We start from the raw sequence: 17,689 nt of genomic DNA, 5'->3' as shown, positions 1-17,689 counted from the left end.
GACCGGTCCGGGTGGCACTTCCACGCCGGCTAGCTGCCGGGCTGCCCCAGATCGAGGACCCGGGCGCGGCTGAGCGTGCCGGCCAGCCGGCCGTCGGCGGTGACCAGGACCGCGTCGGTGCCGGCGGTGAGCATCGCGGCCAGGGCGTCGTACGCCGAGCGGCCCAGCGGCAGCTCCGGCAGGGTGGCGTCGGTGGCCTCCCCGTCGAGCACCTCCCGGGTGACCGGGGTGACCGCCAGCCGGCGGATGCCCCGGTCCGCCCCGACGAAGTCCCGGACGAACTGCGAGGCGGGCGTGCCGAGCAGGGCCGCCGGGGTGTCGTACTGCTCCAGCCGGCCGCCCTCGGACAGCACCGCGATCCGGTCGCCCAGCCGGACTGCCTCGTCGAGGTCATGGGTGACCAGCACGATGGTCTTGCGGACCTCGGCCTGGAGCCGGAGGAACTCCTCCTGCAGCCGGGTCCGCACGATCGGGTCGACGGCGGAGAACGGCTCGTCCATCAGCAGCACCACCGGGTCGGCGGCCAACGCGCGGGCCACCCCGACCCGTTGCCGCTGCCCGCCGGACAGCTCGTGCGGGTAGCGGCGTCCGAACTGGGCCGGGTCCAACCCGACCAGCTCCAGCAGCTCGCCACTGCGCTGCCGGATCCGCTCCTTCGACCAGCCGAGCAGCCGGGGTACGGTGCCGACGTTGGTGGTCACCGTCTGGTGCGGGAACAACCCCACGTTCTGGATGACGTAGCCGATCCGCCGCCGCAGTTTCACCGGGTCGACGCGGGTGATGTCCTCGTCGCCGAGCATGATCCGGCCGCCGGTCGGCTCGATCAGCCGGTTGATCATCCGCAGCACCGTCGACTTGCCGCAGCCGGACGGGCCGATCAGCACCACCAGCTCGCCGGCCGGCACCTCCAGGCTCAGCTCGCGGACGGCGTCGGTGCCGTCGGGGTACCGCTTGCGGATGCCGTCGAGCGTGATCGAGGCGGCAGTGTGTCCTGCGTCGCCGGTGCCCCCGGGGGTAACGTCCACGTGTGTCCTTCCACCTGAGTTACCGGGCCGAGCCGGGTAATCCGTGGTTCTCCTGGCAGTACGTGCGGGACAACTCTGACACCATTCTCGCCGCGCTGCGCGAGCACGCCTCCCTGACCGGCCGGGCCGTGCTGCTCGCCGCGCTGGTGGCCCTGCCGCTGGCGGTGGTGGCCTACTGGTACCGCCGTCTCGCTGGGCCGATTCTCGCATTGACCGGCGTGCTGTACACGATCCCCTCCCTGGCCCTGTTCGCGTTCATCGCCCCCTATCTGGGCATCGGCGCGGTGACCGTGTTGACGGTGGTGGTGCTGTACGCGCTGCTGGTGATCGTCCGCAACGCGGTGGCCGGGCTGAACCAGGTGCCCCCGGAGGTGCGCGACGCCGCCGAGGGCATGGGGTACGGCCGGTGGGCCCGGCTGTTCCGCATCGACCTGCCGTTGGCCCTGCCCGGCATCCTCACCGGGGTACGCCTCGCCACGGTCTCCACCGTCGCGTTGGTCACTGTCGGGGTGGTGATCGGTCGGGGTGGCCTGGGGCAGTTGATCTTCGCTGGCTTCCAGAACAACTTCTACAAGGCGCAGATCATGACCGGCACGCTGCTCTGCGTCCTGCTGGCCCTGGTGCTGGACCTGATCCTGGCCGGCGTGGGCCGCCTGCTCACCCCCTGGCTGCGGAGCCGTCCCCGGTGAGCGCGAGGAGTGCAGCGCAGCGGAGCCCCGCAGTCGCGAACGGAAGGTTGGTCCGGTGAGCGCGAGGAGTGCAGCGCAGCGGAGCCCCGCAGTCGCGAGCGAAAGGCATATCCAGTGAACCCGGTGCAGCAGGCGGTGGTCTGGCTCAACGACCCGCTCAACTGGACCAATCCCGGTGGGGTGCTGGACCGGGTCGGGGAGCACCTGAGCATGTCCGTCGCGGCGGTGCTGCTGGGCTGCCTGGTGGCCTGGCCGGTCGGTCTCTGGCTGGGGCACTCGGGGCGCGGCGGCGGAGCGGTCGTGTTGATCTCCAACCTGACCCTGTCCATCCCGACGCTGGCGCTGCTCACCATCCTCCCGCTGACCTTCCTCGGATTCGGGCGTCCGGCGGTGGTGGTCGCCCTGGCCGTGTTCGCGGTGCCGCCGCTGCTGGCCAACGCGTACACCGGGGTGCGGCAGGCCGACCCGGAGGCCCGGGACGCGGCGCGCGGGATGGGGCTGTCCGGGTGGCAGGTGCTGCGGCGGGTGGAGTTGCCGCTGGCGGTGCCGTATCTGGCCGCCGGGTTCCGGACGGCCGCCGTGCAGGTGGTGGCGACGGCGGCACTGGCCTCGTTCGTCAACGGTGGTGGGCTGGGCCAGATCATCCGGGCCGGCTTCGGGCTGGACATCGCGGCCGGTGGCGGGCAGATCATCGCCGGTGGGGTGCTGGTGGCCGGGCTGGCGTTGGCGGCGGAGGGGCTGCTGGCACTGGTCGAGCGGGTGGTGACTCCGCGACCGCTGCGGCGTACCCGGCGGGTGGCGAACCGGCGGGCGGCGGACGCCACGGCGGGGAACTGATCCCTTTCCGTGACGATCACGTTACGAAAGCGGTTCAGAGTTTGTCGGTCGGTCCGGAAGGATATTGGCTGAACCCGCGGGCGGCGGCCGTCGCCCGTCGGACACGCGGCCGGCCCTGCCCGGGCCGTGCCGGGACACGGAAGGCGGGCACGATGCGCGTACGGACACGGCTGGCGGTGGGTGCGGTGGGCGCCCTGACCATGGCGGGTCTGTTGACCGGGTGCGGAGACGCCGGCTCGTCCGGCACCGATGCTCCGGAGCAGGGCGCGAGCGGTGCGGGTTGCGCCCCGGTCGCCGGTGAGCAGCTGGTCGTCCTCGACGACGACAAGAAGCTCCAGAACACCGACAACATCATTCCGGCGGTCAACGCCAAGGTGGCGAACCCGCAGCTGCTCGCCGCGCTGGACAAGGTCTCCGCCGCGCTGGACACCCCGAAGCTGATCGCCCTCAACAAGGCCGTCGACGTGGACCGCAAGACGCCGAAGGCGGCGGCCGAGGAGTTCGCCGTCGCCACGGGTCTGACCACCGGCATCGCCAAGGGGCCGGGTGGGCAGATCGTCGTCGGGGCGGGCAACTTCTCCGAGAGTCAGACCCTGGCCGAGCTGTACAACATCGCCCTCACGGCGGCCGGCTACCAGGTCAAGGTGCAGCAGATCGGCAACCGCGAGCTGTACGGGCCGAGCCTGGAGAAGGGCGAGATCCAGGTCGTCCCCGAGTACGCGGCGACCATGGCGGAGTTCCTCAACACCAAGGCCAACGGCAAGGACGCCACCCCGGTCTCCTCGCCGGAGCTGGACAAGACGGTCAGCGCGTTGAAGTCCGAGGGTGACAAGGCGGGCATCACGTTCGGCACCCCGTCCTCGGCGCAGGACCAGAACGCCTTCGCGGTGACCAAGGCGTTCGCCGACAAGTACTCCCTCAAGACCCTCTCCGACCTGGCGGCCAAGTGCTCCGGCAAGGACACCGTGCTGGCCGGCCCGCCGGAGTGCCCGCAGCGGCCGAAGTGCCAGGCCGGTCTGGTCGAGGTCTACGACTTCAAGGCCGGTTCGTTCAGCTCGCTGGACGCCGGTGGCCCGCAGACCAAGAACGCGCTGAAGACCGGCACCGCCAGCGTGGGCCTGGTCTTCTCGTCCGACGGCGCGCTCGCCACCAGCTGATCGTTCCCGGTCGCGGTCGGCTCCCCCCGACCGCGACCGGGCCCGTCCTGAGTCGTTTCTCACTTTCCCCGTCTACGGGTGCGGCGACGACCTCGGTGCACGGGGCAGGTCAGCCGGGCCCGCTGCGCCGTACCGGCCGAGATCGGGGCATTTCTGCCCTGGGACCGTTCCCAGCCCGCGTACATCTCGGTAGGCTGCACAGCCATGCCCTCCCCGGTCGTCTCCGAGAAGCGCAGCCCGCAGCTCCTGACCGTCCTGTTCTGGATCGGGGTGGCGTTCGCGCCCATCGCCGCGCTGATCCTGTTGTTCGCCGACGGCAACGGTCCGCTGCGGTTCGCCGCGGTGCTGGCCATCACCGCCGTGGTGCTGATCGGCCTCTCCATCGCACTGCGGGCCGACGGCGGCACCCGGTCGTCCGACGCGGAGGTGCTCGACGAGCTGGCGCAGCTGCGGCGCGAGCTGCGTAGCGAGATCGTCGCCGCCGCCCAGCGCGGCAACCAGGCGTTGGACCAGTCCCAGCGGGCCGAGGAGCAGGTCACCGCGTTGCGTCGCCGGCTGGATGCGGTGACAGCCGATCTGGCGACGGCCGCCGGCGACCCGCCGGCCGTCGAGGATCGGGCCGTCGGTGCGGGCCGGGCCCGGGTCCCGGCCGTCGAACCGGCGCCGGAGGTCCCGGTCGGCCGTCGGCGGGCCGTCGCCGAGGAGAGCCCGCCGGACTGGGGCGCGGCGGATGACGCCGAGCCGGTCGCGACGGGCCGGGGCCGGGTCGCCGCCGACCGGGAGACCCCCGCAGCGTCCGGCCGCCGGTACGCCCCGGACCGCCCGGCCACCGGCCAGTCCGGCCAGCCCGGCGGGTACGGGGCGTCCGCTCGCGAACCACGTGGCCCGGTGCCCGGTGCCGAGTCGACGTCGCGTCCGCTCGGCGTGGTGCGGCACACCGAGACGGTGCACGTGACCACCCGGCACACCGTCGTCGACGGTCCCGATCCGGCCGGCGGCTACGGCGGTGGGTACGCCGGTCGTTGGACGCCTGGCGCGGAGCAGCCGTCCTGGGCCGGTGGGGAGCCGCAGCACCCCTGGTCGGGTCAGGCGGAGCCGCCCGGCCGGGACTGGTCCGCCCCGTCGGACGACCGGTCCCGGGCGTCCCGCCCGCCGTCCCGCGACGAGCGGGCCTGGCCGGCCGCGTCCGGCCCCTCGTGGGGTGCCCCGGCCGACGACCGTCCCGAGCAGCCCCGTCCCGAACCGGCCCGCACCGAGTGGTCCCGTCCCGAGCAGCCCCGCCCCGAGTGGTCCCCGGTCGGTGGGGAGGGCGGCGTCAGGTCGTCCGGCGGCCGGTCCGGCTGGACCGAGACCCGTGGCGAATCGTCCGCGCCCGAGGTGCCGGCCGGTGACCGGTGGGCCGAGAACAGGGCCGACCCGCCGGCCCGCGAGGTACGCGCCGGTGACCGCTGGGCCGAGGTGCGCGACGACGGGCGTGCCCGGGAGCTGCGGGTCGGGGAGCGCCGGGCGGAGGTGCACGCCGACGGCGCCGGTTACCACTACTCCGACCGGTGGGCCTCGGTCCGGCAGGAGGACCCGTACCGGCAGGAGGACGCCTACCGGGAGGAGCCGGCGCGGACCGGTGAGCGGTGGGGTGGCGGACGGTCGACGCCGGAGGGCCGCCCGGCGTTGCCGGCGGGTGGTGTCCCGGTGCCGCAGCAGTGGCGGGAGCCGGCGCGCAGTCACCGGCCGGCCGAGCAGTGGTCGGCCGGGGCCGCCCAGCCCGCGCCGTCCGCACCGGACTGGTCGGCGTCGGTTGCCCAGCCGGCCCAGGAGCGGCCGGGGCGGGCCGTCCCGCCGGGCGAGGAGTGGCCGGGCGGCGTACGACAGCCGTCGCCGGACTGGTCCACGCGCACCGGGCAGTCCGCTGTGGACCGGTCCGGGCGGTCCGGACCGGCGGCTGCGGACCGGTCCGCTCCCGTGGACGACCAGCGGTGGGGCGGGCAACCGGCCGAGCAATGGCGGGACCGGGAGCCGGTGGTGTCGTGGCGTACCCCCGACCCCGAACCACGCGGGCACCAGCAGTCCGACGGCGAGGAGCGGTACGGCTACCCCCCGCAGGACGACGCCCCGCGCGCCGGCGGCCACTGGCGCTGACCGTCCGGGTACCGGGCCGGGCCCACGTGCCGGGCAGGGCCGGATCAGGCCCCCGTTGCCGGACCAGGTCGGGCCCGGGTGTGGTGTTGGCCCCGGTCTACTTGTCGATGTCGCCGACCACGAAGAACATCGAGCCGAGGATCGCGATCAGGTCGGGCACCAGGCAGCCGGGCAGCAGGGTGGCCAGCGCCTGCACGTTGGCGTACGACGCGGTGCGCAGCTTGAGCCGCCACGGCGTCTTCTCGCCCCGCGAGACCAGGTAGTAGCCGTTGATCCCGAGCGGGTTCTCCGTCCAGGCGTAGGTGTGCCCCTCGGGGGCCTTGACCACCTTGGGCAGCCGGGTGTTCACCGGCCCGGTGAGCCGGTCGACCCGGTCGAGGCACTGTTCGGCGAGGTCGAGGGAGGCGTACACCTGGTCGAGCAGCACCTCGAAGCGGGCGTGGCAGTCGCCCGCGGTGCGGGTGACCACCGGCACGTCGAGCTGGTCGTACGCCAGGTAGGGGTCGTCGCGGCGCAGGTCCAGGTCGAGCCCGGAGGCGCGGGCGACCGGCCCGGACGCCCCGAACGCGGCGGCGTCGGCGGCCGACAGCACCCCCACCCCGACGGTACGGGCCAGGAAGATCTCGTTGCGTCGGATCAGCCGGTCCAGGTCGGGCATCCGGCGGCGGACCTCGCCGATGGCGGCGCGGGCCCGTCCGGTCCAGCCGGCGGGGACCTCCTCCTTGAGCCCGCCGACCCGGTTGAACATGTAGTGGATCCGGCCGCCGGAGACCTCCTCCATGACCGCCTGGATGGTCTCCCGTTCCCGGAAGGCGTAGAAGACCGGGGTGATCGCGCCGATCTCCAGCGGGTACGAGCCGAGGAACATCAGGTGGTTGAGCACCCGGTTCAGCTCGGCCAGCGCCATCCGCAGCCAGGTGGCCCGCTCGGGCACCTCCATGCCCATGAGCCGTTCGACGGCGAGCACCACACCCAGCTCGTTGGAGAACGCCGACAGCCAGTCGTGCCGGTTGGCCAGCACGATGATCTGCCGGTAGTCGCGGACCTCGAACAGTTTCTCCGCGCCCCGGTGCATGTACCCGACGATCGGTTCGGCGGCGACCACCCGTTCCCCGTCGAGCACCAGCTTCAGCCGCAGCACGCCGTGCGTCGAGGGGTGCTGCGGGCCGATGTTGAGCACCATGTCGGTGCCGAGCTGCTCCCCGCCGGCCCCGGTGCCGACGGTCAGCTCGCGCAGTTCACCGGTGTCCGTGGTCATGCCGGTCATCGTGCCATGAGCGCATCGACGGCGACGCCGACCGGCTGGAGCAGCCAGTGGTGCCCGCCGAGTCCGGCCGGGTCGGTCAGCTCGGCCACCGCCGAGGCGGCGGCGAGGGCCCGCACGTACCCGGCGGGGTCGCTGCCGGCCAGGCTCAGCGCCGGTCGCCCACCGTCGGCCCCGAGCGCGAGCAGCGCCTCCCGCTGCGACACCAGCGTGTACGCACACCCGGCGACCTGCGCACCGGCGGCGGCGACGGAGTCCATGGCGACGTGCGCGGTGATGTCGCACGACCCGTCCGGCACCGGAGGCACCTGCCGTCCGTTCCGGTACCCGGTCAACGTCCCGTCGACCGGCCGCCGCTCGCGCAGGTGCCCGTAGTCCACGGCCAACGCCACCCCCTGCCGCAGCCGCCCGACGGCCCGCCCCCACGCCTCGTCCCGACTCCGCCCCACCTCAACCCGCCCCCCTCGCTCCCCCCGCCCGGTGATCAAGAGGTTTACGTCAGGTTCGGGCCCCTCCGTTGACGCAAACCTCTTGATCACCGGGGCGGTGGTGGGGGGCGCGGCCGGGATTGGGGTGGGGTGCCAGGTGGTCAGCCAGGTGAGGTCTTCCGGGGTCAGCGGGGGGCCGGGGGTCTCCTCGCCGGTGCTCGGGTCCACCAGGTGGTAGCGCCAGCCGGTGCCGGTGGGGACAGCCACGTCCAGGGGGACGTTGTCCAGCCATTCGGTCGCGGTCAGCAGGCCGGTGATTCCCGCCGGGGGTTCGGTCGTCCAGGCGATGTCGGGCGGCAGGTCCGCCGGGCGGGGGGCCGGTTCCACGGCCGTGAGGCGTAGGCGGTGGGCCAGCGGCGTCGCAGCCGCGCCGGGCGTCGCCGACCCGTGGGCCAGGGCGGCCAGGGCGCGCAGCAGCTCACCCCGGCCCGCACCCACGTCCACCACGTCGAACGGGGTGGGGAAACCGAGGGCGGCGTCGAGGCGGGACACGAGCCGGAACACCGCCGCCGTGAACGCCGGAGAAGCGTGCACGCTGGTCCGGAAGTGGTCGGCCGGGCCGGACCCGGAGACGAAGAAGCCGCGCGGCCCGTAGAGGGCGGCGTCCATGGCGTACCGCCAGCGAATCGCGTTCATCCCGTGTTCAGCGTCCGTCACCGTGCCGACCCTACGGTCTGCGGGCATGAGACGAATCGTGATCTCCGCGCTGGCGGTCGTACCGCTGCTGGTGACGACCACCGGTGCCGCCGCCGCGCCCGCCCGCGACGACGTGCCGCGTGCGGTCCGGGCGGTGGCCGAGACACCCGCCCTGTTCGCCGACGCCGCCGGTGGTGACGCCGACGCCGACGATCCGGCGATCTGGGTGCACCCGACCGACCGGGCCGGCAGCCTGGTGGTCGTCACCGCCAAGAACGGCGGCCTGCGGGTGTACGACCTGCGGGCCCGGGAGCGGCAGGCGATCGCCACCCCGCCGGCACCCGGCCCGGACGACGAGGCGGGCCGGTTCAACAACGTCGACCTGGTCAGCGGCTTCCGGCTGGCGGGCCGGCCGGTCGACCTGGCGGTGGTCACCGACCGGGGACGCGACCAGCTCCGGTTCTACCGGATCGATCCGGTGTCGCGGCGGCTGGTCGACGTGACCGCGCCGCAGCCGCCGTTCGCGTTCAGCCGGGACCAGGCGGAGGTGAACACCCAACGCACCGCGTACGGGTTGGGCACGTTCACCGACCGGGACGGGGCCGCGTACGCGGTGGTGAGCCGGCGCAGCACCCCGGAGGTGGGGGTGTTCCGGCTGGTGGAGCGGGCCGGGAAGGTCAGCTACCGGCCGGTGGGGCGGCTGGTGCTGCCGTCGACGTTCACCCTGCCGGACGGCTCCGCCTGGTCGCCGTGCACCGACCCGGGGGACGGCCCGCAGGTGGAGGGGACGGTGGTGGACCCGGCCACCGGCGTGGTGTACCTGGCGCAGGAGAAGGTCGGCCTGTGGCGGACCCGGATGGTCGCTGGCCGGTTCGTGGGCGTACCCCGGTCGGTGGAGCGGGTCCGCGAGTACGGCGTCCCGGCGGTCTTCGACCCGGCGGCCGACGACTGCGTGGCCGACGACACCGCCGACCCGGGCTTCGGCGGGCGGATCGCCCAGGACGTGGAGGGGCTGACGATCCTGCCCACCGGTCGGTACGCGGGCACCCTCGTCGTGTCCAGCCAGGGCGACGACACGTTCTTCACCTACGACCGGGTCACCAACCGGCCGACCGGGCGGTTCGCGGTGGTCGACGGACGGGTCGACGGCGTGCAGGAGTGCGACGGGGCGGCGGTGACGGCGACGCCGCTGCCGGGCTTCCCGGGCGGGCTGCTGGTGGTGCAGGACGGCCGTAACACCCCGACGACGCCGGACGGGGACGACGGGGTACGCCCGGACACCAACGTCAAGTTCGTCGACGCCGGGTTCCTGGCCGGCCACCGGTGAGCTGCCGCACCCGGTGAGCTGCCGCACCGGGTGGGCCGCCACACCCGGTGAGCTGCCGCACCCGGTGAACTGCCGCACCGGGTGGGCCGCCGCACCGGGTGAGCTGCCGCCATCGGGCCACCCGGTGCCCGGGGTCGGTGAAGGTTTTCACACATCCTTGTTCGGGTTCCCTGCCCCCGGCGCATACTTGCGATCGACCGGTACCCCCTTCGAGGACTGGATCGTTGCCATGAGCGCACCGCTGCGCCCCCGTCCGGCTGCCCCCGGCGTCGCCGTACCGCAGGGCCCCGCCGCACCCGGTGTCCCGTTCGTCCTTCCCCCCCAGCTCACCGTGGGTGTGGTCGGTGCCGGCCGGGTGGGTGCGGTGCTCGGGGCGGCACTGGTCGCCGCCGGGCACCGGGTGGTCGCCGCCTCCGGCGTCTCCGGGGCGACCCGGGCCCGGATCGCGTTGCTCCTGCCGGACGCGGTGACCCGGTCGGCGACCTCGGTCGCCCGGGAGGCCACCGACCTGCTGCTGCTCGCCGTCCCCGACGACGCGCTGGCCGGTGTGGTCGCTGGTTTGGCCGACACCGGGGCGCTGCACCCCGGCCAGGTGGTCGCGCACACCTCCGGCGCGCACGGCCTGACCGTGCTGGCCCCGGCCGCCGCCGTCGGTGCCCGGCCGTTGGCCCTGCACCCCGCGATGACCTTCACCGGTACGCCGGACGACCTGTCCCGGCTGGCCGGCATCTCCTACGGGGTGACCGCCCCGGTGGAGTTGCGGGCGGCGGCGGCCCGGCTCGTCGCCGACCTGGGCGGGGTGCCGGAGTGGGTGGGGGAGACCGACCGGGTCCTCTACCACGCGGCCCTGGCGCACGGCGCGAACCACCTGGTGACCCTGGTCAACGAGGCGGCCGACCGGCTGCGGGACGCCGGGGTGACCCAGCCGGAGAAGGTGCTGGCCCCGCTGCTGCGGGCGGCGTTGGAGAACGCCCTGCGGCTCGGCGACGACGCGCTCACCGGCCCGGTGTCGCGTGGCGACGCGGGCACCGTACGGCGGCACCTGGCCCGGCTGGCGCAGACCGCGCCGGAATCCGTGGCCCCCTATCTGGCGTTGGCCCGACGGAGCGCGGACCGGGCGATCGCGGCGGGCCGGCTGCGCCCGGTCGACGCCGAGTCCCTGCTCGACGTGCTCGCCGGCATCCACCGCGAGGTGGCGGCGTGAGCCGGTTTTGCGAGCCCGGCAGTCGCGAACGGAGGGCGGGTTGGTGAGTGCGAGGAGTGAGCCGGTTTTGCGAGCCCCGCAGTCGCGAACGGAGGGCGGGTTGGTGAGTGCGAGGAGTGAGCCGGTTTTGCGAGCCCCGCAGTCGCGAACGGAAGGCGGTTCAGTGACGGAACTGGTGCACACCCGGGTGGAGCTGGCGAAGGCCCGGGCGGGGCTGGCCGGCACGGTCGGTGTGGTGATGACGATGGGTGCGCTGCACTCGGGGCACGAGGCGCTGATCCGGGCGGCCCGGGAGCGGGCCGACCACGTGCTGGTGACGATCTTCGTGAACCCGTTGCAGTTCGGCCCGAACGAGGACTTCGACAGGTATCCGCGCACCCTCGACACCGACCTGGAGGTGTGCCGGCGGGCCGGTGCGGACCTGGTGTTCGCCCCGGCCGTGACCGACATGTACCCGGACGGGCAGCCCACGGTCCGGGTCAACCCGGGTCAGCCCGGTGAGGAGTTGGAGGGGCAGAGCCGGCCCGGTTTCTTCCACGGGGTGCTGACCGTGGTGTTGAAGCTGCTCCAGCTCACCCGGCCCGACGTGACCTTCTTCGGGGAGAAGGACTACCAGCAGCTCACCCTGGTCCGTCGGATGGCCCGGGACCTGGACGTGCCGGTCGAGGTGGTCGGTGTGCCGACCGTACGGGAGCCGGACGGGCTGGCCCGGTCCAGCCGTAACCGCTACCTGTCGGCGGACGAGCGGCAGGTCGCGTTGAGCCTCTCGGCCGCGCTGCGGGCCGGGGCGGACGCCGCCGGGCGGGGCGCGGACGCCGGTGACGTGCTGGCCGCCGCGCACCGGGTGCTCGGCGAGGTGCCGGGTGTGCGACTGGACTATCTGGTGCTCACCGATCCGGATCTGGAGCCGGGGCCGGTCGCCGGCCCGGCCCGGCTGTTGATCGCGGCCTGGGTGGGCACCACCCGGTTGATCGACAACCTGGCGATCGACCTCGCCCCCCGCTCCTGACCACGCACACCACCTGTCGAGAGGCAAGCCGATGTTCCGGACCATGCTCAAGTCGAAGATCCACCGGGCGACGGTGACCCAGGCCGACCTGCACTACGTCGGCTCGGTGACGGTGGACCAGGATCTGCTCGACGCCGCCGACCTGCTCCCGGGCGAGCAGGTGGCGATCGTGGACGTGACCAACGGGGCCCGGCTGGAGACGTACGTGATCCCGGGGGAGCGGGGCAGCGGGGTGATCGGCATCAACGGCGCGGCGGCGCACCTGGTGCACCCGAACGACCTGGTGATCCTGATCTCGTACGGTCAGATGGACGACGCGGAGGCCCGGACGTACCGCCCCCGGGTGGTCCATGTGGACGCCGACAACAGGGTGGTTGAGCTGGGCGGCGATCCGGCGGCTGCGGCCCCGGGGACGGCCGGGGACCCGGTGCCGAGTCCGCTCGCCGTCGTGGGCTGACCGGAATTCCGGTCTGTTACCGGAAGGTCATTTTTGGTTACCCTGGACTGACCGTCGGATTGACGGTCGTCGGCTGGGGGAGGCCGCGTTGCGTCGTCCGATGAGGGTCTTGATCGCCGCGTTGGCGGTGGGTGTGGTCCTGGCGGGCTGCGGTGCGCCGGGCGGCCTCGACGGCGATCTCACCGACGACTGGGCGGCCCTGCCGCCGGCCGGGCCGTTCACCCCCGAGGCGGGGGTTTGTCAGGTCGCCGACTTCACCGACACGGTCGCCCTGGCGGCGTACGCGCCGGTGGACTGCGCGGTGCCGCACCGGGTGGAGACGGTGCACGTGGGCGCGTTGCCGGGCGAGCGGGTCGTCGCGCCGGTCACCGGTTCGGCGGAGTTGCGGGGTGCGTTCGCCGAGTGCGACACCCGGGCCGCCGGTTACCTGGGCGACGACTGGCGGGCCGGCCGGCTGCGGCTGGCGGTGGCGCTGCCGACCGCGCTCGGCTGGACGGCCGGGGCCCGTTGGTTCCGGTGCGACCTGAGCGAGGTGACCACCGTCGAGGCGGCGGCCACCGTGGTCACCCGTACGGGCAGCCTGCGGGACGCGTTGAAGGGCCCGTCGCCGCTGCGGTTGGGCTGTCAGCGGGCCAAGAGCGGCCGGGGTGCCGGGGTGCAGGTGCTGGTGCCGGTGGAGTGCTCGACCGTCCACGAGGCGGAGTTCGTGGGCGCCTGGAAGGCCCCCGACCGGGCCTATCCGGTCAAGGACGTCGACTGGCTGCCGCTGTACGCCGGCTGCCGCAGCCTGCTGGGTCGCTACGTGGGTGTGCCGGACGACGCCGACCTGCGTTTCCGCAGCGGCGTGGTGGTGCGTCCGCCGGGGCCGGGCCGGTGGCGGGTCGGCGACCGGGGGGTCCGTTGCTACCTGTGGTTGAGCGACCGGACGGTGACCGCCTCGCTGAAGGGCGGCGGACCGGCCGCCCTGCCGGTGCGGACGAAGTAGCGGACGGGGTAGCCGAAACCACTCGTCCCGCCCCCGCCGCCCGTCGCGAGGATCGTTCGGGTTGACTGTGGCTATGGAACTCCCGCCGACCGTCGACCTGCCGGCCCTGCCCAGACTGTTGGCTGCTCCCGCGCCCGGTTGGGTGGAGACCACCGATGTGATCGTGGTCGGCTCCGGGGTGGCCGGGTTGACCGCCGCGCTGCACCTGCGCGAGGCGGGCCTGCACGTCACCGTGGTCACCAAGGTCAACATCGACGACGGGTCGACCCGCTGGGCGCAGGGCGGCATCGCCGCCGTACTCGATCCGGCCGACTCGCCCGCCGCGCACGCCCGCGACACCGAGATCGCCGGGGTCGGACTCTGCGACCCGGCGGCCGTGCGGCTGCTGGTGGAGGAGGGGCCGCTGCGGCTGCGGGAACTGATGCGCATCGGCGCGGAGTTCGACCGCAACCCGGACGGTTCGTTGATGCTCACCCGGGAGGGCGGGCACCGGGCCGACCGGATCGTGCATGCCGGTGGGGACGCCACCGGGGCGGAGGTGCAGCGGGCCCTGCACGCGGCGGTGCGCCGGGACCCGTGGATCCGCCTGGTCGAGCACGCCCTGGTGCTGGACCTGCTGCGCGCCCCCGGCGACGACCCGGACTCTCCCGGCCCGGCCTGCGGCATCACCCTGCACGTGCTGGGCGAGGGCAGCGAGGACGGCGTCGGCGCGCTGCTGGCCCGCGCGGTGGTGCTGGCCACCGGCGGGATGGGGCAGGTCTTCTCGGCCACCACCAACCCGGCGGTCTCCACCGGTGACGGGGTGGCGTTGGCGATGCGGGCCGGGGCGGCGGTCACCGACGTCGAGTTCGTGCAGTTCCACCCGACCGCGCTGATCGTGCCGGAGCAGGCCCGGGTGCCGGGCGCGGGCCTGGCCCAGCAGCCGCTGGTGTCGGAGGCGCTGCGCGGTGAGGGCGCCCACCTGGTCGACGCCGACGGCAAGCGGTTCATGCTCGGCCAGCACGAACTGGCCGAGCTGGCCCCCCGGGACGTGGTGGCCAAGGGCATCCACCGGGTGCTGCTGGCCACCGGCGCGGCCCACGTCCATCTGGACGCCCGGCACCTCGGCGCGAACTTCCTCGCCGGGCGGTTCCCGACCATCGTCGCGTCCTGCCTGGCCATCGGGGTCGACCCGGCGACGGATCTGATTCCGGTCGCCCCGGCCGCCCACTACGCGTCCGGTGGCGTCCGCACCGACCTGCGCGGCCGGACCTCCATCCCCGGCCTGTACGCCTGCGGCGAGGTCGCCTGCACGGGCGTGCACGGCGCGAACCGGCTGGCCAGCAACTCGCTGCTGGAGGGGTTGGTCTTCTCCCGCCGGATCGCCGAGGACATCGCCGCCGGGCTGCCCGAGCAGGCGCAACCGGCGCAGACCGGTGCCTGGGTGGGCGGCGGGGGTGGGGTGCTGCCCGCCGAGGGGGTGCCCGCGTTGCAACGGGCGATGACCCGGGGCGCGGGGGTGCTGCGGTCGGCGTCGACCCTGGCCGCGACCGCCGCCACCCTGACCGAGCTGGGGCAGGGCCAGGGTCGGCCGGGCACCGCCGGCTGGGAGGCGACGAACCTGGTCACCGTGGCGTCCGCCCTGGTCGCCGCCGCGTACGCCCGCCAGGAGACCCGGGGCTGCCACTGGCGGGAGGACTTCCCGGCGGCCGACGAGCGGTGGCGCGGTCATCTCGTCGCGGCCGTCGGTGCCGGGGGTGACCTCACCGAACGCTGGGAGGGCCTGCCCTGACCCGGAGCGGGCCGGGTTTGCGAGCCCCGCAGTGGCGAACGAAGGGGGGCGGGTGAGTCCGAGGAGTGAGCCGGGTTTGCGAGCCCCGCAGTGGCGAACGAAGGGGGGCGGGTGAGTCCGAGGAGTGAGCCGGGTTTGCGAGCCCCGCAGTGGCGAACGAAAGGAAATGCAGTGCGGGAACCGACGCGACAGGCGTTGACGGCGGGCGGGTTGGACCCGGAGCGGGTCCGGCGGGTGATCGTCGACGCGCTCACCGAGGATCTGGGGGCGGACTTCGTCGACGTCACCAGCGTCGCCACCGTTGCGGCCGGGCAGACCGACACCGCCGACCTGGTGGCCCGGGAGGCCGGGGTGGTGGCCGGGCTGGCGGTGGCGGCGGCGGTGTTCGAGCTGGTCGGCGAGGTGAGCGCTGCGGAGCGTACCGTCGAGGTGGTGGTGGTGGCCCACGACGGCGCGCGGGTGGCCCGGGGTGAGGTGCTGGCGACGGTGACCGGCCCGACCCGGCTGCTGCTCACCGCCGAGCGCACCGCGCTGAACCTGCTCTCCCGGATGTCCGGGGTGGCCACCCACACCCGGGCCTGGGCGGACGCCCTGGCCGGCACCAAGGCGACGGTGCTGGACACCCGCAAGACCACCCCGGGCCTGCGGATGCTGGAGAAGTACGCGGTCCGGGCCGGCGGTGGCACCAACAAGCGGATGGGCCTGTACGACGTCGCCATGATCAAGGACAACCACAAGCTGGCCGCCGGTGGTGTCGGGGCGGCCTTCCGTCGGGTCCGGCAGACCTTCCCGCAGGTGCCGGTGCAGGTCGAGGTGGACACCCCGGCCGAGGCGGTGGAGGCGGTGGAGGCGGGCGCGGACTTCCTGCTGTTGGACAACATGTCCCCGGCGACCCTGCGCGAGGTGGTCGCGGCGGTCGGCGACCGGGCCGAGCTGGAGGCGACCGGTGGGCTGACCCTGGAGGTGGCCGCCGAGTACGGGGCGACCGGGGTGGACTACCTGTCGGTGGGTGCCCTGACGCACTCCTCGCCGATCCTGGACATCGCCCTGGACCTGCGCGAGCGGTGAGCCGGCCGGGCCGCCGGCTACCCGTCGGTGCGGGGCAGCGGGTCCGGCCCACTGCTCGCCTGCGGTGGGCCGGTCGGCGTCTAGGCTGCGTGCGTGCTGCTCTGCATCGACATCGGAAACACCAACACCGTGCTGGCGACCTTCGACGGCGACAAGCTGGTGCACTCGTGGCGGATCAAGACCGACGCCCGTTCGACAGCGGACGAGCTGGGTCTGATGTTCCGGGGGCTGCTCGCCGGTGACGCCGTGGAGATCACCGGGGTGGCCGCCTGCTCGACGGTGCCGGCGGCGCTGCGCTCGCTGCGGACCATGCTGGCCCGTTACTACGCCGACCTGCCGAGCGTGGTCGTCGAGCCGGGGGTCCGCACCGGGGTGCAGCTGGCCATCGACAACCCGAAGGAGGTGGGCGCGGACCGGGTGGTCAACACGCTGGCCGCGTACACCCTCTACGGGGGTCCGTCGATCGTGGTGGACTTCGGCACCACCACCAACTTCGACGTGATCAGCGGTCGGGGGGAGTTCCTCGGTGGGGCGTTCGCCCCGGGCATCGAGATCTCCTTCGACGCGTTGGCGGCCCGCGCCGCCCAGCTGCGTAAGGTGGAGGCCAACAAGCCCCGCTCGGTGATCGGCAAGAACACCGTGGAGTGTCTCCAGTCCGGCCTCTACTTCGGCTTCGCCGGGCAGGTCGACCGGATCGTCGAGCGGATGACCGAGGAGTTGGGCCAGGTCCGGGCGGTGATCGCCACGGGCGGGCTGGCCTCGGTGGTGATCGGCGAGTGCCGGACCATCACCCACCACGAGCCGATGATCACCCTGATCGGGCTGCGCATGGTCTACGAACGCAACACCTGATCACGACGGCCGGTCGCGGCGGTTCAGCGCCGCCGGGCCCGGAAGACCAGCGTCTGGTACGGCAGCTCGACGGTCTCCCGGCCGGCCAGGTCGGGGTGGGTGGCGAACAACTCGCGCAGGTCCCGCTCCAGCCGTTGCCGCTGCTGCGGGGCGGCGACCAACCAGTGTGAGCGGGTACGCAACAGCCCGAGGACCTCGTCGGAGGTGACGGTCGTCCGGTGGGTGAACCGGCCCAGCTCGACCGGGCCGAAGGCCGCACCGAAGGTGGTCACCTTTACCGTCAGGTCGCTGACGTTCTCCCCCATCTGGGCGATCCGCCCCAGCTCGGCCACCCAGCCGACCGTTTCGTCCCGGATGTTCCAGATCGGGGCGAAGATGCCGTCCGGCCGGAGGACCCGGGCGATCTCGACGTGCGCGCGTTCCCGGTCGAACCAGTGGTAGGCCTGGCCGACCAGCACCGCGTCGGCGCTCGCGTCGGGCAGCGGGACCGCCTCGGCGCAGCCGGCGAGGGCGGTGGTCCCGGGAACGGCCGTGTCGAGCCGGGCCCGCATCGCCGGGTCGGGTTCGACCGGAGTGACCCGGTGGCCGAGGGCCCGCAGGTCACGGGTGAGCAGGCCGGTGCCGGCACCCAGGTCGACCACGCTGGCGACCGCACCCGCGCCGGCCAGCGCCCAGCGCAGCGCCTCGGCCGGATAGCCGGGTCGAAACCGGTCGTAGTCGGCGGCGACCGTACCGAAGGACCGTGCCCGGGTGTGCTCGACCATGCCGGGCAGGTTATCCCGTA

Annotated in this window: 16 protein-coding genes; 12 read left to right on the top strand and 4 right to left on the bottom strand. The window is 73.8% G+C overall.

The genetic code is table 11. The annotated features are described in order from the left end of the window. Positions 1 to 29 precede the first annotated feature (29 nt). Complete coding sequence (locus AB0C22_RS20760; protein WP_357536468.1) at positions 30 to 1,025, bottom strand: ATP-binding cassette domain-containing protein; 996 nt, start codon at positions 1,023 to 1,025, stop codon at positions 30 to 32. Between the two features lie 2 nt (positions 1,026 to 1,027). Here AB0C22_RS20760 and AB0C22_RS20755 point away from each other — a divergent pair, with 2 nt between their 5' ends. The 4 genes from AB0C22_RS20755 to AB0C22_RS20740 all read left to right on the top strand — a co-directional run bounded on the left by AB0C22_RS20755 (position 1,028) and on the right by AB0C22_RS20740 (position 5,844). Beyond that, positions 1,028 to 1,714 (top strand): ABC transporter permease, encoded by a 687-nt coding sequence (locus tag AB0C22_RS20755; RefSeq protein WP_208567751.1) that lies wholly within the window; start codon positions 1,028 to 1,030, stop codon positions 1,712 to 1,714. A 114-nt stretch (positions 1,715 to 1,828) separates the two neighbouring features. After that, positions 1,829 to 2,551, top strand: a complete 723-nt coding sequence (locus AB0C22_RS20750; RefSeq protein WP_208567752.1) for an ABC transporter permease subunit — start codon at positions 1,829 to 1,831, stop codon at positions 2,549 to 2,551. A gap of 152 nt (positions 2,552 to 2,703) precedes the next feature. Beyond that, a complete protein-coding gene (locus AB0C22_RS20745) occupies positions 2,704 to 3,708 on the top strand; it encodes a glycine betaine ABC transporter substrate-binding protein (RefSeq protein WP_208567753.1) in 1,005 nt (334 codons plus the stop codon). A gap of 204 nt (positions 3,709 to 3,912) precedes the next feature. After that, positions 3,913 to 5,844: a hypothetical protein gene (locus tag AB0C22_RS20740; protein WP_357536465.1), complete on the top strand. Its 1,932-nt coding sequence runs from the start codon at positions 3,913 to 3,915 to the stop codon at positions 5,842 to 5,844. Between the two features lie 97 nt (positions 5,845 to 5,941). Here AB0C22_RS20740 and AB0C22_RS20735 read toward each other — a convergent pair whose 3' ends face one another. Continuing rightward, positions 5,942 to 7,111 carry an NADH-quinone oxidoreductase subunit D gene (locus AB0C22_RS20735; protein ID WP_219465076.1) on the bottom strand — a complete coding sequence of 390 codons (1,170 nt, stop codon included), beginning with the start codon at positions 7,109 to 7,111 and terminating at the stop codon, positions 5,942 to 5,944. Further along, positions 7,108 to 8,232 (bottom strand): SAM-dependent methyltransferase, encoded by a 1,125-nt coding sequence (locus AB0C22_RS20730; protein WP_357536602.1) that lies wholly within the window; start codon positions 8,230 to 8,232, stop codon positions 7,108 to 7,110. Before AB0C22_RS20730 ends, AB0C22_RS20735 begins: the two co-directional genes overlap by 4 nt. A 46-nt stretch (positions 8,233 to 8,278) precedes the next feature. Between AB0C22_RS20730 and AB0C22_RS20725 the strand changes: the two genes are divergently transcribed. The 8 genes from AB0C22_RS20725 (at position 8,279) to AB0C22_RS20690 (ending at position 16,905) form a co-directional block, all read left to right on the top strand. Further along, the gene (locus AB0C22_RS20725; protein ID WP_357536463.1) at positions 8,279 to 9,559 is read left to right on the top strand and encodes a phytase; all 1,281 of its coding nucleotides are present in this window, start codon (positions 8,279 to 8,281) and stop codon (positions 9,557 to 9,559) included. 229 nt (positions 9,560 to 9,788) lie between these two features. Continuing rightward, entirely contained in the window at positions 9,789 to 10,763 is a 975-nt protein-coding gene (locus AB0C22_RS20720) for a DUF2520 domain-containing protein (protein WP_219465072.1), read from the top strand. Positions 10,764 to 10,926: 163 nt separating this feature from the next. After that, positions 10,927 to 11,772 carry a pantoate--beta-alanine ligase gene (gene panC, locus AB0C22_RS20715; RefSeq protein WP_219465070.1) on the top strand — a complete coding sequence of 282 codons (846 nt, stop codon included), beginning with the start codon at positions 10,927 to 10,929 and terminating at the stop codon, positions 11,770 to 11,772. A 31-nt stretch (positions 11,773 to 11,803) separates the two neighbouring features. After that, positions 11,804 to 12,229 carry an aspartate 1-decarboxylase gene (gene panD / locus AB0C22_RS20710; RefSeq protein ID WP_208567759.1) on the top strand — a complete coding sequence of 142 codons (426 nt, stop codon included), beginning with the start codon at positions 11,804 to 11,806 and terminating at the stop codon, positions 12,227 to 12,229. 100 nt (positions 12,230 to 12,329) lie between these two features. Next, positions 12,330 to 13,214: a septum formation family protein gene (locus tag AB0C22_RS20705; RefSeq protein WP_357536461.1), complete on the top strand. Its 885-nt coding sequence runs from the start codon at positions 12,330 to 12,332 to the stop codon at positions 13,212 to 13,214. Between the two features lie 73 nt (positions 13,215 to 13,287). Continuing rightward, the gene (locus tag AB0C22_RS20700; protein WP_219465068.1) at positions 13,288 to 14,985 is read left to right on the top strand and encodes an L-aspartate oxidase; all 1,698 of its coding nucleotides are present in this window, start codon (positions 13,288 to 13,290) and stop codon (positions 14,983 to 14,985) included. 171 nt (positions 14,986 to 15,156) lie between these two features. Continuing rightward, a complete protein-coding gene (gene nadC / locus AB0C22_RS20695) occupies positions 15,157 to 16,053 on the top strand; it encodes a carboxylating nicotinate-nucleotide diphosphorylase (protein WP_357536459.1) in 897 nt (298 codons plus the stop codon). 93 nt (positions 16,054 to 16,146) lie between these two features. Then, on the top strand, positions 16,147 to 16,905 hold the full coding sequence (locus AB0C22_RS20690; RefSeq protein ID WP_208567763.1) for a type III pantothenate kinase: 759 nt from the start codon (positions 16,147 to 16,149) through the stop codon (positions 16,903 to 16,905). 23 nt (positions 16,906 to 16,928) lie between these two features. On the opposite strand, the gene AB0C22_RS20685 is transcribed toward AB0C22_RS20690, so the two are convergent. Next, entirely contained in the window at positions 16,929 to 17,669 is a 741-nt protein-coding gene (locus tag AB0C22_RS20685; RefSeq protein WP_219465064.1) for a class I SAM-dependent methyltransferase, read from the bottom strand. Positions 17,670 to 17,689 lie beyond the last annotated feature (20 nt).

This window comes from Micromonospora sp. NPDC048894 (assembly GCF_040649765.1).
In the GTDB taxonomy this organism is placed as follows: Bacteria; Actinomycetota; Actinomycetes; order Mycobacteriales; family Micromonosporaceae; genus Micromonospora; species Micromonospora antibiotica.
The sequence above is the reverse complement of the archived record's forward strand: the minus strand, read 5'-3'. Positions and strand labels throughout refer to the sequence as shown.

Bases quoted from the DNA above. Each gene is read 5' to 3' on its own strand.
- AB0C22_RS20745 (WP_208567753.1), top strand. From the start codon at position 2,704: ATGCGCGTACGGACACGGCTGGCGGTGGGTGCGGTGGGCGCCCTGACC.
- AB0C22_RS20740 (WP_357536465.1), top strand. From the start codon at position 3,913: ATGCCCTCCCCGGTCGTCTCCGAGAAGCGCAGCCCGCAGCTCCTGACC.
- AB0C22_RS20735 (WP_219465076.1), bottom strand. From the start codon at position 7,111: ATGACCGGCATGACCACGGACACCGGTGAACTGCGCGAGCTGACCGTC.
- AB0C22_RS20730 (WP_357536602.1), bottom strand. From the start codon at position 8,232: ATGAACGCGATTCGCTGGCGGTACGCCATGGACGCCGCCCTCTACGGG.
- AB0C22_RS20725 (WP_357536463.1), top strand. From the start codon at position 8,279: ATGAGACGAATCGTGATCTCCGCGCTGGCGGTCGTACCGCTGCTGGTG.
- AB0C22_RS20720 (WP_219465072.1), top strand. From the start codon at position 9,789: ATGAGCGCACCGCTGCGCCCCCGTCCGGCTGCCCCCGGCGTCGCCGTA.
- panD (WP_208567759.1), top strand. From the start codon at position 11,804: ATGTTCCGGACCATGCTCAAGTCGAAGATCCACCGGGCGACGGTGACC.
- AB0C22_RS20705 (WP_357536461.1), top strand. From the start codon at position 12,330: ATGAGGGTCTTGATCGCCGCGTTGGCGGTGGGTGTGGTCCTGGCGGGC.
- AB0C22_RS20700 (WP_219465068.1), top strand. From the start codon at position 13,288: ATGGAACTCCCGCCGACCGTCGACCTGCCGGCCCTGCCCAGACTGTTG.
- AB0C22_RS20685 (WP_219465064.1), bottom strand. From the start codon at position 17,669: ATGGTCGAGCACACCCGGGCACGGTCCTTCGGTACGGTCGCCGCCGAC.